Source organism: Bradyrhizobium manausense (genome assembly GCF_001440035.1).
Taxonomy (GTDB): Bacteria; Pseudomonadota; Alphaproteobacteria; order Rhizobiales; family Xanthobacteraceae; genus Bradyrhizobium; species Bradyrhizobium manausense.
The window spans coordinates 26,725-45,882 of sequence record NZ_LJYG01000062.1 but is presented as its reverse complement, the minus strand read 5'-3'; the positions used below and the strand labels follow the sequence as shown (position 1 = coordinate 45,882).

Here is a 19,158-nt window from a genome sequence, read left to right as displayed (position 1 = left end):
GTGCGATTGACGATAGCAGGAAGAGCATTGGTGCGGAGTGAGGATGCCGCGAGCTAAGCGAGAGCTAAAGATTGCTATAAGTCTGGTTTACTACGTCCTCCGAAGCATTTTGCGGTGCTTGCTCAACCTTGCAGGACGATCGAGCGCGCAGCGGCTTACGATCCTGTATTATCATGGTGTCCTCTCTGGAGAGCGGACCGCCTTTGCGCGTCAGATGGAGACGCTTCACCGCGCGGCGCGGGTAATCCCGACATCGTACAGGGGGAAACTCCCTCCGGGAAAGAAATGCGTTGCGATAACGTTCGACGACGCGTTCACCAGTGTTGCTGAAAATGCACTTCCAGAGCTAGTCAAACATTCCTTTCCCGCGACAATATTCGTCCCGGTGGCGTGGTTAGGGCGACCGCCAGGATGGGCAATGGAGGAAGACGCCTTGGCACGCCCCTCCGCTGCTGGACCAAAAGTTTCCGAGTTGGTGATGTCGTCGGACGATTTGAAGGCGCTCCCGGCCTCTCTTGTCTCGCTCGGGTCTCACAGCATGACCCATCCTCCTATTTCCGCATTAGATCCCGAGCGAGCGAGAACAGAAATCGCCGACTCGCGCCAGCAATTGGCTGAATTGAGCGGGCGGGAGATTCTCGAGTTTTCGTTTCCCTATGGTGACTATAACGCGTCCGCCCTGGCGACGTGCCGCGCAGCAGGCTATCAGGTCGCGTATTCGATCAAACCTCAGGAAGTTGACCCCGCTGGCTCCGAGTTCTTGCGCGGACGCACGAAGGTCGATCTGTCGGATAGTCCAATCGAGTTCTATCTGAAATTCAATGGCGCGTACGAATGGTCTAGCTATGCTTCTCTCTTGATGAACGCGTTCCGATGGGCCTTCCGTAGGCCGGTGTCAAAAATCGAAGTCCAAGCGCGGTGAGCCCCTGTATGAAGGACCCTCACTCAACCGTGAAACTTTGGCCGGCCTGTCTCGCCCCTAATTCCAGCCAATAGTCCCTCTGCAGCAGCTCTGAAATTCTTAGAGGACATGGCAAAGAGATAGGTGATTGCGTAGGCGCAGCCAAAGAAGAGTCCCAACGGAAAATACCGATGCCAGTGCATGCGAACGAAATGAAGGTTGTTCCGGCTTTCGAGATAGACGGAAAGCCGAGATCTCTCGGCACGCAGACGGGCCGACCCGATCGTCGTGCCGCCCTTATGAGGTACGATCGAGTCCGGCGCATACCCTAACCCGTATCGCTTGGCGCGCATGGACCAGTCCGCATCCTCGTAATACAGGAAGAATCGCTCGTCCATTCTGCCAATTTTTTCGAGACAGGCTCGCGTGACATACATAGATCCACCTGCGATGCAGTCTAGATCGCCCTCGATCGAGCTGAGATCCACCGATGCACCCGCCTCTTCCCCCAGGCCGATAAAAGCAAGGCTTGTTCGTAACTTGCGCCAGCGGTGACCGGCGCGGCAATAGACGTAGTTGTGGTCAGCAGATGACACGATGGTACTGCCGACCATGCCTTTGCGGCCGGCGACGGCGCGATCTGTGAGAGCTTGCAAAGCGCGAGGATGAGGCTCGGAGTCCGGATTCAAGACCCAGATTCCGGCCCAGCCCGCGCTTGATAGCAGCCGGTCGATCCAAATGTTGAGCCCCCCGGCGTAGCCGAGATTCTCCGAAGCGCAGCCCAACCATACGCGCGCGTCTCGACGCTTCAGGGCCAAGCGTTTGACCTCGGACAACCGTCCCGATGGGGTGATCAAGGCATCTTCTGCCAACTCGCCCGAAATCGGCCTGCAGGCCCCCTGAGGGGCCACCAGTCTCTCACACAGGTCGCGGAACGCGCCGGGGCCGCCATTTTCACATATGAAGACGTCGAAACGAGGTTCTTCGGTCAACTGGGCGAGGGCGGCTAGACAGGCTTGTACGTCTTCCGGATTGCGAAAGCTGACGATCAGGATTGCCACTCGAAACGGATCTGCGTCAATCACACGACACTCCCACTGTATCTGTAATGCCGACCGGCTCCGCATTCAGCAGCGCAAATCCGTTACATGGACCCGGTAACATCGACCGCATTTTGTCGCTCCTTCCTTTCGCGGGTTTCCGGAGATACCCGCAATGTTTACTCTGTTCGATCGATGCGGCACGGACCCGCGTCGACTAGGGCGCGAGCGCGCCGGCCAAGAACGACCGTTGTCTCGTCCTCCACGACGCGTATGCGCGCCAGAGCAGCACGGACATGGGCAGCAGACAAGTTGCGGAGAATAGCATGCGCGTTGTCCAGGTTGGGCTGGGCGCGGACCAGATCATAAAGCCGAATAAGCTGACCGAGGCCAAGCTGAAAACCATGCACTGGAGAATGATGCGTCCGGAAGATCTCAAGCTCGTGAAGGCGACCCAGTGAAAGACAGCAATGGAAATGATATCGCCGAACAGTCTTCCGGCCAGAATCGACTCCGGGGCGGGGTGCGTCACAACCAAAAGCGCGCCAGCAACGACGCCGAGGCCGACGGTGGCATTTGCGAACGCGAGTTTCGCCGTCTCACCTAAGCTCAGCAAAAGTATGGTATGAGCTCCGCGATACGTCGAGAGGAACACGATTCCCGTAATGAGAACACGCCATGATGGCGGGACGGAGTAGTGGCTGCCGTAGATGAGCGGGGCCAAGAAATCGAGCGTCAGGCCGACCGCAGCAGCATAAGCGAAGGCAAGAAGTGAAAAGAGCCACAGCAACCAGGTGAACGATGCAAGCTGCCGCTCCGGCGTGCCTTGACTACGCACCATCATCGACATTCCAAGGGTGCCAAAAATTTCGAACATCGGCGATATCGGGGTCTGTGCGAGACCGACCACGACCGCGTACACCGCAAGCGACTCCACGCCGAGTTTGCCGGCCACAAGGAGCCGGTCCGCCTGGCTTATTAACGCGAGCGCAATCCCGTTCGCGGTCAGCGGTAAACCATACTTAAGCACCTCCCGAATAAACCGCGGAGGGGCACGCCACTCATAGTCAAAGGGAGAAAGCAAATGGCTCAAGACGACCAGCAAGAATGCCTCCACGGCCAGCGATATCAGAATGATCCGATGATCCGGCACCCAGGACACCGCTAGAATCACGATAGCAAACCCCGCTATGCTGCTCACGCAAACCGAAAGGGCTTGGGGGCGATATTCGTAGTCCCTCTGGATTTGATAGACGCCCAAATGATAGAGCGACCGTATTAATGGAATGAACGCGGCAAGCAGGAAGCTTTTCCAGAATTGGGGCACGCCGAACATTGCGCTCAGGGGAACGCAAAACGAGGCGAGAGGGATCGAGATCACCAGCCCTCGCAGGAGCTGTAGCCCATGCGCTGCCGCCAGGAACTCGCGAGCCTCTGGTCCCGATCTGACAAGCACCACATGGTTCAAGCCAACCTCGGAGATCATCTCTGAAGTCGTAATCACGACCGCGATCGCGATCGCTATGCCGAGTTCTGCTGGGGCAAGAAAATGAGACAGCAGGATCGTTCGAAAGAACCGGGATGAGAATCCGACCAGCGGGGCTGCCGCAGCCAACGACAAACGGCGGGTCCATGGGCCGATTTCGAATCCAAGTTTCATGAGACGTATACCTGCGCGCGATGAACAGAAGCCACCAACCAAGGCGCTCCGCTCAGCACGCGTAAGAACGGGAAAACTTGCCCACTGAATCTAAATCCGAGTTCGCTCCCGCCGCTGTCGCACAGCCGCGCTTGTGCTGGTCGGAGTTGATTCAGTATGGGGATGCATCGCGGAGGTTCCCGCCTCGAGTTTGATTCTCGCATGTGCCCAGACGATGCCACCCCTGCGGGGTCTGATGAATTAAATGACGATTTGATATTAATATCTTGATCGATTAGTTTCAACCGGTATAATTATATTTGAATTAAATAGATCGGAGGAGGGTACGTGACCTTACAGGATCTGGTGATCCACAATTACCGTCAGGCGCTTGCGAGAGTCGGGTTGGATCGTCTTGCTCCCTCGCCGGAGAATGTTTGGCCTTACGTGAAGCACCTAAAGCCGTCCCCGCGACACGGCTCGGGCGAGAGCATGGAGCAGCTCTTCTACAGTCATACCGGGCGGCTCGCCCACAAATGGCACCACTATCACCGCATTTACGATCGTCATCTGGAAAGATTTCGCGGAACTTCCGTGAAATTCCTCGAGATCGGCGTCAGCCATGGCGGATCGCTGCAGATTTGGAGCAAGTACTTCGGACCGAACGCCACCATCTTCGGGATTGATGTCGACCCGCGCTGCTCCGTCGTGGACGACCCGCCCTCGATCAACGTGCGAATTGGCTCACAAGGCGACGTGCAATTTCTGCGGTCCGTCGTTGCTGAGATGGGCGGCATCGATATCGTACTCGACGATGGAAGCCATTGGGTGCCGCACCAGCGAGCAAGCTTTGAAGCCCTATTCCCGCTGATCTCGGCGCGCGGTGTCTATATTGTCGAGGACCTGCAGACCAACTACTGGCGTGGACGTTACGAGGGAGGCTGGCGCCGCCGCTCGACCTTTTTGGAGCAGATGAAAGACCTCGTCGACGACATGCACAAATGGTGGCACACGAAGCCGCAGCGCCTGCCTGACGCGCATCGGTTCGTTGATGCGGTGCACTTCTACAATGCGATGGTGGTGATCGAGAAGGAGCCGCAGGACAAGCCATCCTCGATACAAATTGGCGAGCCGTCGTTTGTCGATCCTTTCACCGCTCGGGTTGAGGAGCCAATTGAGTGAGGGCGTCCTTTATCGGCGCCTGCTCTGAGAACCAACTGCGCGGCCTCGATAATGGACCGATTTGGCCTTTCAAGCAGGTTTGCTCTGATCAGCTTCATAGGCGTGCTGAGTTCCATCACGACGATGAGCGCGCGCGGAAGCACCTACTATATCTCCGCCGAGGGCTCCGATCTGAACGGCGGCACCGATAAGGATAATCCCTGGCAGCATGCGCCGGGTATGCCGGATTGCAACGCCGCTTGTTCGGCGGCGACTCCGAAACCCGGCGATCGCTTCATTTTTCGGGGCCGCGACACGTGGCATACGTCTGTAGGTAAGGTTCGCGGAATGCCCTGGACGTGGACTTGGAGTGGGATGACCACGGACCACGTCTACATAGGGGTGGACAACACCTGGTTCAGCGGTTCGTCCTGGGCGCGTCCGATCCTGCACATGGACAATCCATCGAGTACGGAGAGGCCGGAAAGCTGCAGCTACGACGATTCGGACATAACCGGCGTAAGTCTCGAGAACGTGCGGTACGTCGATTTTGACGGCTTCGAATTTACGGGAAAGTGCTGGGGTGGGACCCCGCGCGGAGCTTCGATCTTTCGCAGCGGCTCCAACATCACCGTTTCGAACTCATACTTTCACGGTTGGACGATGACGACGCATGCCGGCAACGATACTCACTACATGATTTTGGGTACGGGAAGCGGAACAACGGGCAACGTTGTTGCATCGAATGTCTTTGATGGATCGGATTCGTCCTTGGGGACAACGCCGGGCAAGTCCAGCGGCTTCGCGATTTACGCCGAGTGCTATGATGTGCATGGCAATGTTTTTCGTCACGTCTCCAACGGAGCTGTGTGTTCGAACCTGACCCATGTTCACGGGAATCTCTTTGAGTATATGTACAACCCGGTTGAGCGGCATTTTGCTCACGGCAATGTTGTGGAATCTCTTGGAGGGCTCGAGCAGGGAACGACATATTTCTACAACAACGTCGTTCGCCATACCGCTGAGGGAGTGACGGTTTGGCTGCAAGCATCGATTTTATATGTCTTCAACAATGTGTTTTATGATATCGGCAATCCAGTTAACTGCCTGATGCAGAACCCACCCGGCTTTAGGGCCGGCGCTGGCGTCGCCACCTCCTACATCTACAACAACACATTCGAATCGCCGTGCCATCTCAATTTCAACGCTGCCAACAGCACTACGCCCTCATGGTCGGGCTCGGTCTATTTCGGAAACAACCACGTCGTCGGATACTCGAGTGTTGCCGCTAGCATAGGATGCCGCTCCGCGGCGAACTGCTATCTCAATGACCAGGGCGGCAATGTCCTTCAAAGCAAGGCGAAAGCCGCGGCCGAGGGCTACACGACCGCAAACGGCTACGCTCCCGCCTCTGGGAGTGCTGCGACAATCGGTCGTGCCCTCAACTTATCGGCGATGTGCCCGTCTGTCCCCGCGCTCTGCAGCACCACGAGTTTTGGTGCAATCGATAGGCCGGACCGCGTCGCAATCTATCCCGCAATTCCCGTTCTTTCGCGACCGAGCGATCATCCCTGGAACGTCGGAGCCTTTTAGCGCAGTCGCGCGCCATGCGAGCAATGACGGAGAGTGTACATGTTTCACCGTGACCCTATGAGCTTCGGAAGAAGACCCCGGTCCGCGCCTTATATTCAGAAACAACAATATCGCCGGTTACTCAAGCGTTGCCGCTGGCGTAGGCTCTCGCTCAGCGAACAACTGCTATCTCCATGATCGAGGTGGCAACATTCCCCAAAGTAGATCGGAACCGAAGCTCGACTTCTCGACGGATGATTGGCGCCCATTAGGGGGCCGAGGACATAACGTCGTGCAGCCCGCTCGCACCATTGAAGGTCAGCCGGCGAGCGTTGGAGCACTGCTCCCGAAGAGAGGCGCGGATTCCAATGCAGAGTCCCCAAAACAACCAAACATTATTCCAATAATGAACTGTCAGCCCCACGAACATGAGCACGACGAGGCTCAAGGTGAATGCGGTGCAAAGCTGACCGACGTAGGGATCATGCGAAGTGCGGGCGTAAATCTGCCGCGAAGGCCAGAATGAGGCAACATTTGCAAGGAGCAGAGGGATTATCGAGGGAATTCCGAACCGAATGATCATGACGAGCCAGGTGGAATCGACTGAAACGTTCCCGAAGAAATCATCTGCGGGCGCGTAGCTATCGAATCCGTACCCGACGTAGGGCGACAGGCCGATGTAGTAGAACGCAGTGTCCCAAGTGGCGACCCGAAAATAGCCGGTGGATGGATCGAGCGTCAGATTTGCGACGATCCATGACACCGGCCTGTTTGCAACCAAGAAGACAACCAAGAGGAGGGCGAACATGGCTGCGCTTAGAACCTGCCATCGGCAGCGGATGCCATGGAGGAGCCCGTCGTAGAGCCGGACAAAGATCGCGATCAAAAAAGCGATTAGCGGTGCGGACGACATTGCGAGCAGGCATCCAAAGAAACACAGGCTGCCATAGCAAACTCTACCAAGGGACGTGCGTTCGGAGTACAAGAAGATGGCCCCGGCCGCGGCGCAGAACGTGCCGAATAAGATCGGATGAGGAAATGTCGAAAATGCGCGCAGCCATCCGTATCGGTATTCGTATCCCGGAATGGGTAAGCCAAACAGCACAAAGCCAAGGTGAGTCTGGCTCAATTGTTCGAGGCTTGCGAGGGCGATTAAAACGATGCAAATGAGTTTGAGCGCTCGAACAAATGTTTCCAGCGCTGGATGGCCGAAGATATAGGACCGCGCCACCAGGTAGCCGCCCCCAAATTCGGTTATCAGCGCGGCCGTCGACGACCATGACTGGTCGGTCTGGGATACGGCAATCAACAGCCAGGCACAAAACGCACATGTAATTATATCAGGTGCGCCCCGATGCCGGCCTCTTTGCAACAGTTCGACCGCTGCGGGGAACACCAGCAGCGCGATCACCAGCCGGGCGATTGTGAACTTTGCGCCGGCAAGGAAGAAAGTCATGTTTGAGTGAACGGCAAGGCCGATCACGACAGCCCAGATGGCGAAGCTGTTCGGGCTGTTCGGCGCAACCGGAATGGCAGCCTGAGCATCAGGCGAAAAATGACGATCGAATTGCACCCTGCTGATGCTCCGGGTTGACAATCTGCAAGCCTCCTCAAACACCGCTTTTAATAAAAACGGCCGTTGATCTTTATTATATTATATAATACATTTTTATTTATTGTGGAAATTAAATCTCTGATCGGGCTGAGGTCGAGCTTGAGGTCGCAATGACGTGGTCCGTACAGGTCTGCTGTGTCGCAAACAACAATGCGATCTTGAAGCGAAATCTGAAGTCGTCGCCGGACGTGGCCAAGCGCCGGGTCCCGCTTTCGGTGATATGGGGCGCGAAGGCCGCGTCAGTTGCTTATCGCGAAGCCATTCAAGCAGCCCGGGCGGAGATTGTCGTTTTCGCCCATCAGGACGTCTATTTTCCAGAAGGCTGGTTCTCCAGACTGGAATCCGTCTGCGAGCGGCTGAGTTCAGCCGACCCATCTTGGGCCGTAGCGGGTCTATGCGGCATGACAAACGAGGGCGAATTCGTCGGACACCTCTGGGATGCCGGGCTGGGTGCCGTGTGCGGGGGATCGTTCAGCTTCCCCCGAATCGTAACCAGTCTCGACGAAGTGGTCTTGATCGTACGCCGCGCGTCGGGGATCGTCTTTGATCCGGCACTGCCGTCGTTCCATCTCTACGGGACCGACATCGTGCTTGAAGCACGTCGAGCCGGCATGAAGTCCTACGTCGTCGATCTGCCGGTCATTCACAACAGCAAGGCCGGCGTTCGCTTGGACAAAACGTATATTGCCGCCTATCGCTTTATGGTTCGCAAATGGAGAGCACTGCTTCCGTTGCCAACCGTCATCGTTCGGCTGACGAACAATCCTTGGCCGCTGCTGTTGCGCCGCCTGCGCCTGAGATACAAGGCCGTTTTCCGGGCCTCCACATTGCGTCCCATGGTTGAATCGCCCGAATTGGTCGCGAGACAGCTCGGATTTGCCAAGACGCTGGAGGATCGCGCTTGAACGATCTCTCTGGAACGATTGCGTTGCAGTCGACTGGTAGCCCGGTTGCCGCCGTTGCACCCCCGTCGATGACCGTCGTGGTGTGCATCGAATCGGGGTTATTGGAGCCGCTCACGCTGCGAATGGTCGAGAGCTTACGCCGATTTGGCGGCCGCTTTGCGAGCCTGGACGTGGTTGCTGTAACCCCTCGCTTCACCCCGCCTCTGGCGCCGACGACGCGCCGCCGTATGGCGGAATTGGGGATTGATCACTTGCGCGTGCATCCGAGGGATCCCTACGCTTGGCACCACTACATGAACAAGCCGGAAGCGCTCGCGGCTGTCGAGGCACGGACCCGGAGCAATGCAATCGCCTGGCTCGACAGTGACATTCTCTTCTTGCGTGAGCCGAACGAACTTGAGCTGCCGGATGGGGTCGATTTCATCGCTGGTGCCCCAGACGCAGGCGTGATCGGGTCGGCTGGAGCGGGGGATGCTAACGAATCGTTCTGGGGACGATCCGCGGCGCTCGTAGGCAAGAGGCTTGACGATTTGCCGTGGTTGCGCACCAGCGACGGGCGCCTCATTCGGTTCTACGTGAATTCCGGCGTGTTTGTTTATCGCCGCGCAACCGGCTTTGGTCGCGCGTATCTTGCTAACTGCAAGAAGTTCTTGGAGTTGAAGGTGGCAAGGACGCATTCCCAAGTGCATTTCCTGGACCAGGTGATGCTCGGCTTAACAGTCATCGAGCGCGGTCTGAGCTGGAAGATGCTACCGGCCTCAAGCAACTTCCCCGTTTGTGGTGCTTTGCCCGACAACTACGAACCCTCCAAAGTCGCCGACGTGAGTGTTCTCCATTTTCACGATTCGATGGGTCGTGCGCTCTGGGGGAAGCTCCTCGATAGCCTGGGACCGGACCATGATCGGGTGCGCGCCTGGCTCGAACCGCAGGGCCCGATAGAGTTGCCGCCGTCGGGCCTGTCTTCGCTCATGCGCGGAGCGCTCCGTATAACCCGCGGTGTGCGAAGACAAGTGTTCTACGCGCGCTCCGGATTTAGCAAAGCCAGCAGCAGGGCAGGATCGACCTGCTGATCGAAAGTTGGCGCCGGCGGCGGGCTTGCCGGAGCAAGCTCGTCCACAAGGTGGAGGAGGTGGATCGTGGGAATCGACTTGACTGGCCTCAGGGCCTTAAACTTCGCAAACCGCGTCTACAAATTCAATTTTCGAAAGACCGCAACATTGGGCCGGCACGAGATCCATTTCTGGAAACAGGAATTCGATACCGTGCGGAAGGGTTTCGGCTTCGAATATGACCCGTCGCTCGCCGTAGGTTCGTTCTGCGAACCTCTTCTCAAAAAGCTGGGTGCCGAAGACATCACCTCCATCGATGCGTCCGGCTTCGAAGGTGCATCGCTGGTTCACGATTTCAATCTGCCAGTTCCGGAAACGCTGCACAATCAATTCGATGCGTTCCTGGATTTCGGCTCAATCGAGCATATTTTCAATGTCGCACAAGTGGTCGACAATATCGTCAAGTTGGTCAAGCCTGGTGGCCAGGTCCTGATCGCTACCAACGCGAACGGGTTTCCGTCACATGGCCTGTTTCAGTATTCTCCGGAATTCTTCTATAGCGTCTTCAGCGAACGGAACGGCTTCCGGAACACATGCGTTTTTCTGGTCAATACGTCTCGTCCGAAGCTGTGGCATCTGATCGAACAACCGGCCCGTCTCAAGCGGCGGAACCAGCTCCCGTTTGCAAGTCAAATGAGCTTGGTGGTCCTCTCCACCAAAGTCAGCTGTGCGGATAAATTGCACGTGGTCCAGTCCGATTATGATGATACCTGGGCGAGGTTCGATAAGGGCAATTGGACCAGATGGAATCCCGAGCATATCTCGACGTGGAAGAAAGTGCTGCACGGAGTAGTCAACCCGTACGCTTACAAAATGGCGTCGCAGCTCGCTTTGGCCTTTGAGGTACGACAGCAGTACAGAGCCGATCGCATCCTGCTGGACCCGGACAATGTGGATCCAGCAAGATTCAAGAGGGATGGCAGTTCTCGAGCCGGTTCTGAGGCCTACGGCGCGGCCGCGGAAGCGCATTGATGGCAGGAAGGAGAACGCGGGTCGGCATCACCAAATCCGGCCTCCTCATGCAGGCCGCCGGTTCGCGTGAACTCGGCTCGACCGACCGTGGCGGACCGCTTGAGGGCAAGTCCAGGCGGGCAATTTTGTGGGCCGGAGCGCTCTTGGCCGGATTGATCATTGCCCTTCCAGGCCCGTGTGAAGCGCGGGATGCGAAGCCAGTCGCTCGACCTGATGCTGAACGCGGAACGACGGCCGGAATTGCGACGGGCATCCAAGCCGGGCCGACCGGCTCAGCCCAGAAGGATGATCATCCTCCTGAGCCCGGGGCTTGTACCGCCCAGCATCCTCTTCTCCTGAGCAAATACAGAAAACGGCCGGACTGGCCAGTCGCTGGTGTCGACTTTTGCGTGGGCTACGCGGTGGAGACCGTCTTGAAGGACCCTGCAACGATCTCGCTCGACGGTGTCTCGGTCGATACGAAGAATCATATTGTCACCTTGACCGGCAGCGACGTTACGCTTGACGGCTATGACTTCTCGCTTGACGGCGGCTGGCAGGTGCGGGTGAAGGCTTCCGGGAGCAGAATCGTGAACTCAAAGTTCGTCGTTGGTTCCAACGATCTTCTACCGATCGTAGGCAGTCCGGAGGCCTCGCATCTGGATATTAGTCATTGCACGATTGACGGCGCCGAGCACGACCCTCCTCCTTGGGGAACAATGGTCGCATATAGCGGGGTCGACCTCACCATCGAATACTCCTGGCTGAAGAATTCCGGCGGCGACATGATTCAGCAGATCGGCGGTACTGGTTCTATCGTCATCGAGCACAATCTCATCGAGAATGGCGGCTTGAGTCCGGGAACACACGGTGACTACACGCAGCTCGAAGGCGGTCCGTTCACCGTCGCCATCAACTACAATACGACGCTGCAGAGTCGCGGCACCACGCAAGGCCTAATGACCGAGTACGTCGCGGAAGGTGAAATCGGCCACAATACGATGATCGGAACAGTCAGTTACTTCGTGTCGGTGGACCTGTCATCGATCAGAACAACTTTCACGGTTCATGACAACTATTTCGATCCTCGGGGTTACGGATTTGCCTATCCTTCGCGCAATACCGGAACGCCGAACGACTCCAGCCCGAAATCAATCTTCACCAACAACGTGAATATGCGTACGGGTGTCGTGCTGCAGGACGCCGTGCGTCGGTGAGTGTCTGTAGACCGCCGCCCCGATTGGTAGGTCCAATCGTTCGAGGAAACCAGATTGGTCGAGTATCTGGGAAAAGATCGGATTGCTGTAAACGATGTAGAGTTCGTGGTCGTTCTGCTCGAGCACGCTTCTTAAATTGTCGAGCATGCGCTTGAGGACGTCCTTTCCGAATGGATTATAGAGGAAGAGCACAGTGTCCTCGGTCGGAAATCGATAGGATGCGGCGTCGGCAAGGACTGAGGATATGTCCCGACATCTGGGCGCGATGAGTCGGCTTATATTTTCGGCCGCAATCGCGTTCAGTTCGGCGGCGAACTCGATTCCCAGCACGCGCCGAAACGGATATTCCGAGGCCACGAGCAAGGTCAGACCCTTGCCGGAGCCTACGTCGATGTACACAAAGCGTTCGAGTGGGATCTGCAGGATTTCGATGGCTTTCCGCACGAAATCCGGGTCGGATGCCTGATACCGGACTCCTTCCGCATGATGAGGGCTCCGGATCTGGAGTTTCCAAAGAGGAATCGTCCCCGCGGTATCCGTTCCGTAACGACGATCGAAAGCGCTTTGCGCTTCCTTGGGAACGGAGAGGCGTCGCACATGCTCGATGCCGCCTTTCACGAACGACGCGAAGCCCTCCTGACGGAGCTTCTGCATACCGAACCGCAGCAGTGTTCTGAGCTGGCTGCGTCCGCTGGTCTCCTCAGACATGTGACAACTCGCGTGCTGGGATAGAGGCGCGGTCCTGGCGGGTTGCCGCGGCTTGCAGGCGACCAAGACAAATATAGCAGATAAATGATTATTTAAAATAACGCGATCCGGCTTTAATCTTCATCCAATATGTTGTTTAATTTGAAGCCAGGATTTCAGCGATTGTGCGAGCTACCATGGTCTCAGCGGGATACAGGGGGGTCGACGGGGCCGGTTACGTCGCCCAGGGTCCGAACTCGGGGGACCGCGTTTCTAAAGACGCGGTCAACGACCGCGTCCTGCACGCGAAATCCATTCGGACTGCGGCTGTGAGAACGGACGAGGCTGCGCCGCGCCACATCGAGATTCTCCGAACCCGGCCGGAAATCGAAGCGCTTCGGGGGTTTTGGAACGCATGCAATCCCCCGCGAGACGCCGATCTCGAGTTTTTCTTATTCATTTCCGACATCTATCCTGAAGTCGAGCGGCCACATGTCCTGGTTCTCTACGAGGGCGGCGCTCCAAAAGCTCTTCTCGTGGGCCGACTTGAACGGGTTCGCTTACCCCTGCGGCTGGGATATCTCCCGCTCCCTAGTCCGACCGTTCGGATGATCCAAATCGTGCACGGCGGCTGGTTGGGAGCACTCTCCGAAATCAACGCCAAGCTCCTCGTGGAAGGTCTCATTGCCTCGCTCGCGGCGGGAGAGGCCGACGTAGCGTCCTTGCATTCGCCCGATCTTGCTTGCTCGATCGCTCGATACGCTCGAACTCTGCCGTCGTGGTGGTGTTCGGACCACACGGTCCGGCCGGAGGCGAGGCGCGTACGCGAGCTTTTGCCGGAAGCCGGTCCATTCTTGCGCAGCCTTTCTCAGAACGAGCGATACCAGCAGCGAAAGCGCGAGCGAAACCTGAGAAGCAGCTTTGGCGAGCCGTTGATCGAGATCTTTACCAGGCCGACCGAGGTCGATCGGCTGATGCGTGACGCCGAGACGGTCGCCTGCAGGTCTTATCAGAGAGGCCTTCACGTAGGCTTCTCGGATACTCCGGTCATTCGCAATCGTCTGCGGTTCGAAGCTGAAAGGGGATGGCTACAAGGATATGTTCTCTACCTCAACGGCGACCCGGTGGCTTTCTGGATCGGTTCCCTGCGCAACGGTGTTTTCCTTAGTGAGTACCTATCATTTGATCCGGCATATACGAAGTATGCTCCCGGAATGTATCTGATGCTGGTCGTGATGGAGAAACTGCATGACGGTCCCAGTCATGCTCCCGTGCGACTTGTCGATTTCGGCATCGGTGATGCTCCGTATAAGGCACGATTGGCCACTCGTCATTGGCAGGAATCGACGGTTCTCGTCTTCAGTCCGCGGTTGAGGTCCGTTTCGACTAATGCGCTCCGTTCGTCTGTCGCGATGGCGAACCGGTGGATGAAGGAGGCACTGCGCTTCACACCCTGGCTCTCGACGTTGAAACGGAGGTGGCGCGCCCGGGTGATGAGCGATGAGTGAGGGGGCGGAGACATCGGTGCATTCTACCCTGGGCCAGAAGTTCGAATTGCCTCGCGAGGCGCGCAACAGCGAGGCCGCTGATTCCGCCCCAAGTCGGGCAAGCCCGGCGCCGCCAGCACATGATAAGCACGCCCTTGGCGAAGCGGCCGCATTGGGTGTGTTGATCCCGCTCCCTCTGAACGGGATGGGTGTCGGCTATACATGCAGCTCTCTTGCCCGCTGGATGGCGGACGAGCGGATCGAAATCACGGTCGTCACATCCCGTAACGAGCTCGCGCTGCCTTCAGTTAAGGTGATCGAGGCTTTGCCGCGCTGGGCTCGACATGTGCCTTATCGTTGGACTCGCGGCTATGCGGGTCACAGGATCGAGCGGGACTTCCTTTCGTGTTTTGAACAGTACCGATCGCGAAGGCTCGCGGCTAGCCTTTGGCCTGATGCGTCGCTTGGGACAATCCATGAGCTGAAGCGGCGAGGCGTGACTGTTTTTCGAGAACAGTTCAATTGCCACACGGCTACGGCCAAAAGGATTCTGGACCAAGCATATGGGCGCCTTGGTGTTGAACCAGCACACACGATCACGGCTGAGACCGTCGAAGGCGAGAGGCGGGTCTTGGACGCGGTGGATTATGTTTTCTGTCCGAGTCCTTTGGTGCGAAGCTCATTGCTCGAGAATGGTATTCCGGCACGCAAGCTGCTGGACACCACGTATGGATGGGATCCCGAGCGGTTCACAGGACCACAAAGGCCTCTCGCGCCAGCCGAAGGCATCACGGCTCTTTTCGTAGGCACGATCTGTGTGCGTAAAGGTGCTCATTTACTGTTGGACTACTGGCAGCAAAGCGGCATCAAGGGGCGCCTGGTGCTGGCCGGTGAACTGGAGCCGATCATCAAGGAAAAATATGGGCACCTGTTCGGGAGGGATGACATCGTTGTTCTCGACTACTCCAAAGATGTTGGTGCACTCTACAAGTCTGCCGATATGTTCCTGTTTCCATCTCTGGAAGAGGGAAGCCCTCTGGTGATCTACGAGGCGTGCGGTTGTGGGCTGCCGACGGTAACATCTCCGATGGGGGCGGGCAGGATCGTGCGGCACGACTGCGAAGGATTTGTAATCGATCCCTACGATGCAGCGGGCTGGTGTGCGACACTTCGTAAGTTGGCCGCGGACGCGGTACTAAGGCGGCGTATGTCCAATGCTGCCTTCGAGCGTGCGCGATTATACAGTTGGGAGCAGGTGGCAGCCGCCCGGCGGCAACTGATATTTGACGTCCTCCGCGCGACTTCATAATCCGGGGCTGAAAGGTCGTAGGTCAAGCCCTGGTCCGGCGTCGTCCGCTGCTGTCACTGCTTCGGCTGTTTTCGCGATCTTCCGCAGATTGGCTTCCAGATCTGAGACAATGTCGTGCAGCAGATGTGCTGCAAGTGGATCTGTGACCTCGCGCTCTAGGATGCGGTAACGCGCGATTTGCAACTCCTGCTCATTACTTTGGCGCTCTGTCATCGTGTTGCACCCTCGAAAGGCTACCCGGATGTGACCCCTTCAGTCGTCCATTGGGCGAAGCGCTTCTTGGTTCGGCCGCTATCCGCTATTTCTTTGTCGTGCCCTGAGGCGGGCCGGAAATTCTAGTAGAACGCGACGGCAATTCGAGTTTCCTTGCGCCAGACCACCGCGCAGCGCCTCCGCTCGCCTTCCGGAAGCAGAGTGAGCGCAAATTCCTCCGGAACGCTGCGAGCTTCGCGAACGTCGAGGGCTGCGCCAAACGGAGAAATGCTCCGGATGTTGCACTCCGTCTGCGAGCGTCCAAAACTAATCAGGCCCAGATGTGTCGATCGGGGTTTGCTCTCATTCATGACGGGCTCCCAATTGTGAGGCTCCGGCTGCTGCTGGAGTAGCCCACGGAATGGCCCGACTCCCGCAGCCCGGGAGATCGAAGAATAATAACACGTCACCGGCGCCAGTTAAATAATTAATTGTTTAATTTGTGGCAATAAATGTAGGTGTGCGCGATGTTCGGTGGCGTTCTGACGTGCCAGCCCCCATTTGGGTCCGCCGATTGATTGATGCAAGCTATTGAGAAAAAAGGCACTTTGGATTGCTTCCGGGTCGGCATGTGCTTTCCGAGCGGCGATTCCGGGCTTTAATTGGATGTGGAATTAAATGGATGAAGTTTTAAAATTAAACCGCCGGGGCTTTGTCGCCGCCTCTGATGATGGAAGGCGGATAGCAGTCGTAGCAACACGACCATGTTGCGCCCGCGAGCGGCAATTCATCTGAGTTGTTCATTTGCATACGAAAGGAACGTGCGCCCCCAAGGCGGCGAGTTGCGTGCCCAGTGACGGAAGCAATCGGTCGCTGCTTGACTCGTTGTCGATCCGACCGGCCGTCACGCCCGGGAGTATCTCAGCGGATCTCCGGTTGGAAACGGTGGCGCAATCGCAACAAATTGTGGCGGCTCGTGTTCGCTCTATTTCATCTGAACAGGTTTTACTCTTGCGTTTTGGAGGCAGACGCCTGCGAAGCAAGATTAAATGAATCCAGATTGCGACAGCTCGAATCCGATCTGGTTGATGATGTGGATCTTTCCCGGAAAATTCATTGTGAGTCACAATCTCAATCCCCGGGTTCATACGGTATTTCGAATTGAACTTTGAGCCATGGTCTGGTGGCGGTGAGCCAGTATTCGGCGCTTTGATAATTTAATTTTCTGGTGTGACGTGCCTACCAAAACATCACCCTAGCACAGCCCCGATGTCGTCCAAAAAAAGCCCGCGGTGCCGGGGCAATAGTCTGCCCGCCGGTCTGACGTGGTCGGCTCGAGAAGAAGCAAGACAGCATGGCGCTCGGGGAGCATCCTTGGATGAGCACATGTTGAGGGGAAATAGACATCAGGAGAACAGGTAGATGGCGCTTAACGACGGCTCAGCTAATGCACCGGTTGGATCACCGCAGCTTCCGAGCTTGCTGGACTCCTACGGTGCTAGCCGCCCTGCATGGAGTGTCGCCGGCGTGGATTATCATGTTGGGGTGCCGCAGGGTTTGGCACTCAAGGATCCCGCGACGATTTCGATGGCCGGTGTTTCGGTTGACACGACCAATCACGTGGTGACGGTCTCTGGCAACAATGTCACTCTTGACGGCTACGACTTTTCTGGCGGCGGTGGCTGGCAAGTAAGTGTCGAGGCCGCGAACACAAAGATCCTCGATTCCAATTTCGTCGTTGGGTCCAACAACTACACGCCGATTGTTGGTACCGAACAGGCGTCCAACCTGAGTGTGTCCAATTGCACGATCGACGGGGCAGGACACGACGCGGGAGTGTCGGGCACTCTGTTTTTGTATAGCGGCACCAACTTTAGCATCGACCACTCGTGGCTGAAGAATGCTGGCGGGGACACGATCCAGCAGACTGGTGGCTCCGGCTCCATCGTCATCGAACACAATCTTATCCAGGATGGCGGCCTGAGCCCGACATCTCACGGGGACCTTACGCAGTTCGAGGGCGGCCCATTCACGCTTGCCATGAACTACAATACGACTGTCGAAAACAACGGTGAGACCCAGGGACTGTACACAGAGTTCATCTCTCAAGGGCAGATTACCCACAACACGATGCTCGGTAACCAGAGCTACTTTACGTCAATCGATACCCAATCCCTCACCGGAACCCTGACAGTCCAGGACAACTATTACGACCCGTCCAAGGCGTACGGTTTTGCCTATGAGGGCGGCTCGAGTCCGTTGGCTGTTCTTGATCATAACGTGGATATGACGAGCGGAACGCCCGCTACCACCGCCACAGGCACGCCCACTGGCACGGTGACCGGCACTCCGACTGACACGACTACGTCTACTCCGACTGACACGGTGACCGCCACTCCGACTGACCCGTCGACGGCTACTCCGACTGATAAGACGGCGGGCACTCCGACTGACACGTCTACGAGTTCTACGGCCGACGCGACGACCGGCACTCCGACTGACCCGTCGACGGCTACTCCGTCTGATACGACGGCGGGCACTCCGACTCACACGTCTACGGGCACTCCGACCGACACGACGACCGGCACTCCGACCGACACGGTTACCGGCTCTCCGACCGATTCGTCGGACGGTTCGACGGGAACCGCTACGGATGCTCCGAATGCTCCGGTGCTGGTGAGCGATTCGATCGTTCATCATCATGCAATCGTGTCGGGAACGGCCGATCCGGGCACGACCGTGCAGCTCTACGAAGGCACAACGCTGCTCGGCTCGGGGACAACGGACGGTGATGGAAACTGGAGCGTAAGGACCTCTGCCCTCAAGGCCGGGTCACACACCTTCACTGCGACGGCTACGGATGAGGCGGGCAACACGAGTGCCTTGTCTGATCCGCTGGATCCCACTGTCGGTTCGCATAGCGGCTCGCACGCCCAACATGCCAGTACGATCACGGAGCCGAGCAGCAGCCAGGTCAATCCGAGCGGTGGTGCTCAGACGGCTGGCAGCGATGGTCATTCCGGCACGGGAAGCGGGGACACGTTCGTCTTCCACAGCAACTTCGGCCACCAAGCCGGGGCTTCCACGGCCGCCGCAGCTGGCCCCGATCAGCTCCAGGCTCACAACAGCGTATTCGACAGTTTTGCCAGCACCCTGTCGCATGCGGCTCAGTCGGGCCACGACCCCGTTAGTCCAACCGGGATTGACACGCTCGCGCTGAAGACCATGAAAGTCGATGCATCTCACAGCCACGACTTCCATTTCGCCTAACCGACAAGCGTAACGACTCAACTCTGCCTTGGGGATGGTCTCGCAAAGGCACGGTTCAGGGGCAAGTGCTATGAGTGATATAGGATGGCGGGGGGTGATCCCC

The 19,158-nt window shown here is 57.3% G+C and carries 16 protein-coding genes; 10 read left to right on the top strand and 6 right to left on the bottom strand.

What is annotated here, in order from left to right:
• Positions 1 to 43: 43 nt before the first annotated feature.
• Positions 44 to 922 (top strand): polysaccharide deacetylase family protein, encoded by an 879-nt coding sequence (locus AOQ71_RS15735; RefSeq protein WP_057747592.1) that lies wholly within the window; start codon positions 44 to 46, stop codon positions 920 to 922.
• A gap of 23 nt (positions 923 to 945) precedes the next feature.
• Here AOQ71_RS15735 and AOQ71_RS15730 read toward each other — a convergent pair whose 3' ends face one another.
• Together AOQ71_RS15730 and AOQ71_RS15725 are read right to left on the bottom strand one after the other, a co-directional pair.
• A complete protein-coding gene (locus tag AOQ71_RS15730) occupies positions 946 to 1,986 on the bottom strand; it encodes a glycosyltransferase family 2 protein (protein ID WP_245316893.1) in 1,041 nt (346 codons plus the stop codon).
• Between the two features lie 172 nt (positions 1,987 to 2,158).
• Complete coding sequence (locus AOQ71_RS15725; RefSeq protein WP_057747590.1) at positions 2,159 to 3,601, bottom strand: oligosaccharide flippase family protein; 1,443 nt, start codon at positions 3,599 to 3,601, stop codon at positions 2,159 to 2,161.
• A gap of 327 nt (positions 3,602 to 3,928) precedes the next feature.
• Here AOQ71_RS15725 and AOQ71_RS15720 point away from each other — a divergent pair, with 327 nt between their 5' ends.
• Entirely contained in the window at positions 3,929 to 4,762 is an 834-nt protein-coding gene (locus tag AOQ71_RS15720) for a class I SAM-dependent methyltransferase (RefSeq protein WP_157083532.1), read from the top strand.
• A 51-nt stretch (positions 4,763 to 4,813) separates the two neighbouring features.
• Positions 4,814 to 6,334 (top strand): hypothetical protein, encoded by a 1,521-nt coding sequence (locus AOQ71_RS15715; RefSeq protein ID WP_057747588.1) that lies wholly within the window; start codon positions 4,814 to 4,816, stop codon positions 6,332 to 6,334.
• A gap of 247 nt (positions 6,335 to 6,581) precedes the next feature.
• Here AOQ71_RS15715 and AOQ71_RS15710 read toward each other — a convergent pair whose 3' ends face one another.
• A complete protein-coding gene (locus AOQ71_RS15710) occupies positions 6,582 to 7,886 on the bottom strand; it encodes an O-antigen ligase family protein (RefSeq protein WP_057747587.1) in 1,305 nt (434 codons plus the stop codon).
• A 152-nt stretch (positions 7,887 to 8,038) separates the two neighbouring features.
• Here AOQ71_RS15710 and AOQ71_RS15705 point away from each other — a divergent pair, with 152 nt between their 5' ends.
• From AOQ71_RS15705 to AOQ71_RS15690, 4 genes are all read left to right on the top strand, one after another.
• Positions 8,039 to 8,833, top strand: a complete 795-nt coding sequence (locus AOQ71_RS15705; protein ID WP_057747586.1) for a hypothetical protein — start codon at positions 8,039 to 8,041, stop codon at positions 8,831 to 8,833.
• Positions 8,830 to 9,903: a hypothetical protein gene (locus tag AOQ71_RS15700; RefSeq protein ID WP_057747585.1), complete on the top strand. Its 1,074-nt coding sequence runs from the start codon at positions 8,830 to 8,832 to the stop codon at positions 9,901 to 9,903. The genes AOQ71_RS15705 and AOQ71_RS15700 overlap by 4 nt, the downstream gene beginning before the upstream one ends.
• A 66-nt stretch (positions 9,904 to 9,969) precedes the next feature.
• Complete coding sequence (locus AOQ71_RS15695) at positions 9,970 to 10,914, top strand: class I SAM-dependent methyltransferase (RefSeq protein WP_157083531.1); 945 nt, start codon at positions 9,970 to 9,972, stop codon at positions 10,912 to 10,914.
• The gene (locus tag AOQ71_RS15690) at positions 10,914 to 12,110 is read left to right on the top strand and encodes a right-handed parallel beta-helix repeat-containing protein (protein WP_157083530.1); all 1,197 of its coding nucleotides are present in this window, start codon (positions 10,914 to 10,916) and stop codon (positions 12,108 to 12,110) included. Before AOQ71_RS15695 ends, AOQ71_RS15690 begins: the two co-directional genes overlap by 1 nt.
• Here AOQ71_RS15690 and AOQ71_RS15685 read toward each other — a convergent pair.
• Positions 12,045 to 12,818, bottom strand: coding sequence for a class I SAM-dependent methyltransferase (locus AOQ71_RS15685; RefSeq protein WP_057747582.1), 774 nt, complete (start codon positions 12,816 to 12,818; stop codon positions 12,045 to 12,047). The two genes, AOQ71_RS15690 and AOQ71_RS15685, sit on opposite strands and share 66 nt — an antisense overlap.
• 587 nt (positions 12,819 to 13,405) lie before the next feature.
• Between AOQ71_RS15685 and AOQ71_RS15680 the strand changes: the two genes are divergently transcribed.
• Together AOQ71_RS15680 and AOQ71_RS15675 are read left to right on the top strand one after the other, a co-directional pair.
• Complete coding sequence (locus AOQ71_RS15680) at positions 13,406 to 14,305, top strand: GNAT family N-acetyltransferase (protein ID WP_162268361.1); 900 nt, start codon at positions 13,406 to 13,408, stop codon at positions 14,303 to 14,305.
• Between the two features lie 16 nt (positions 14,306 to 14,321).
• On the top strand, positions 14,322 to 15,593 hold the full coding sequence (locus AOQ71_RS15675) for a glycosyltransferase family 4 protein (RefSeq protein ID WP_162268360.1): 1,272 nt from the start codon (positions 14,322 to 14,324) through the stop codon (positions 15,591 to 15,593).
• Here the strand turns inward: AOQ71_RS15675 and AOQ71_RS43250 are convergent.
• On the bottom strand, positions 15,588 to 15,806 hold the full coding sequence (locus AOQ71_RS43250; protein ID WP_083514237.1) for a hypothetical protein: 219 nt from the start codon (positions 15,804 to 15,806) through the stop codon (positions 15,588 to 15,590). The two genes, AOQ71_RS15675 and AOQ71_RS43250, sit on opposite strands and share 6 nt — an antisense overlap.
• Positions 15,807 to 15,928: 122 nt before the next feature.
• Positions 15,929 to 16,156, bottom strand: coding sequence for a PilZ domain-containing protein (locus AOQ71_RS45100; protein ID WP_157083529.1), 228 nt, complete (start codon positions 16,154 to 16,156; stop codon positions 15,929 to 15,931).
• Between the two features lie 1,051 nt (positions 16,157 to 17,207).
• On the opposite strand from AOQ71_RS45100, the gene AOQ71_RS15670 reads away from it, so the two are divergent.
• The gene (locus AOQ71_RS15670; protein ID WP_157083528.1) at positions 17,208 to 19,055 is read left to right on the top strand and encodes an Ig-like domain-containing protein; all 1,848 of its coding nucleotides are present in this window, start codon (positions 17,208 to 17,210) and stop codon (positions 19,053 to 19,055) included.
• Positions 19,056 to 19,158: the final 103 nt, after the last annotated feature.